General features: G+C 50.0%; 2 protein-coding genes. Both read left to right on the top strand.

Annotation, left to right across the window (positions count from 1 at the left end; translation table 11 throughout):
- Positions 1-108: 108 nt before the first annotated feature.
- Complete coding sequence (locus CMR00_12830; protein ID PIO46984.1) at positions 109-1,050, top strand: subtype II CRISPR-associated endonuclease Cas1; 942 nt, start codon at positions 109-111, stop codon at positions 1,048-1,050.
- Positions 1,043-1,216, top strand: a 174-nt coding sequence (gene cas2, locus CMR00_12825) for a CRISPR-associated endonuclease Cas2 (protein ID PIO46983.1), incomplete at its 3' end; no start/stop codon positions are given. The genes CMR00_12830 and cas2, both read left to right, overlap by 8 nt.

Below are 1,216 nucleotides of genomic sequence, written 5' to 3'. Positions count from 1 at the left end.
AAAGTCAAAGTTAATGTGTTAGGTGAGATTAAACCTGTTTCGGAGCCGATGGTGTGACTAAAGTGTAATAAACTCAGATGTGTCATCAATCTACAATAAGCCGATGATATGATAAAACGCACGCTTTTATTTACAACGCCGGCATATCTCTCCACGCGCTTTGAGCAACTTGTGGTGAAAATGCGTGAGGCTGAAGAGGAAATTCGAATTCCGATGGAAGATATTGGCGTTTTGATGCTGGAAAGCCCCGAAGTAACGCTCACCGCCGCCGCACTGGCAAAACTCACTGCCTACAATGCGGCGGTGGTAGTGTGCGATGCGCAACATCTGCCTGCGGGGTTGCTCTTGCCGCTCGATGCCAATTCGGTTCAAACCGAACGCTTCCTTGCGCAACTGGAAGCAAAACTGCCGCTCAAAAAACAACTTTGGCGACAGACCGTTGCAGCGAAAATCCTCAATCAAGCCTTGCTCTTGGAGCATTTAGGGAAAACGGCAGAAACCCTGCGGCGGCTTGCCAAACAAGTGCAAAGCGGCGATAAAGGCAACCGCGAAGCACAAGCCGCAAAGCACTATTGGAAATCGCTCTTCGAAGGCGAAGCCTTTTCAAGAGACCGCTTCGGCGCGCCGCCCAATAATTTGCTCAACTACGGCTATGCCGTGCTGCGCGCTGCCGTCGCCCGCGCACTCGTTAGTTCAGGATTGCTCCCAACAGTTGGCATTCAGCACCAAAACCGATACAACGCCTTCTGTCTTGCCGATGATATCATGGAACCCTATCGACCCTTCGTCGACTTCACAGTTCAGCGGCTCTGGCAAAGACGCGATAAAACCCGCGAACTCTTCGAACTCACCAAAGAGCATAAACGCGAACTCTTGCAAGTGCTGACCTTGCCTGTCGATATGCTGGGAGAGCGTAGCCCGCTCTTGGTCGCACTCTCGCAAACCACAGCCTCACTTGTCCGATGTTTTCAAGGTGAAGCTAGCGAAATGATTTATCCACGTTTCATCGCACCTGAGCCTAATCAACCAAACGACGACACAGATGAATAAAGAACGTGAACACTTTAAGCGAAACTTTAGCGCCTACCGATCTATGTGGATTATCGTAACCTTCGACTTGCCAACGCTCACGCCCGCGCAAAAAAAAGCCTACACAACCTTTCGGAAATTTTTGCTCTCTGATGGCTTCTCAATGCATCAATACTCAGTCTATGTG

Origin of the sequence: [Chlorobium] sp. 445 (assembly GCA_002763895.1) — a bacterium.
GTDB lineage: Bacteria > Bacteroidota > Chlorobiia > Chlorobiales > Thermochlorobacteraceae > Thermochlorobacter.
Note: the sequence above shows the minus strand (reverse complement) of the source record. Positions and strands in the feature narration are given on the sequence as shown.

Bases quoted from the DNA above. Each gene is read 5' to 3' on its own strand.
- CMR00_12830 (PIO46984.1), top strand. From the start codon at position 109: ATGATAAAACGCACGCTTTTATTTACAACGCCGGCATATCTCTCCACG.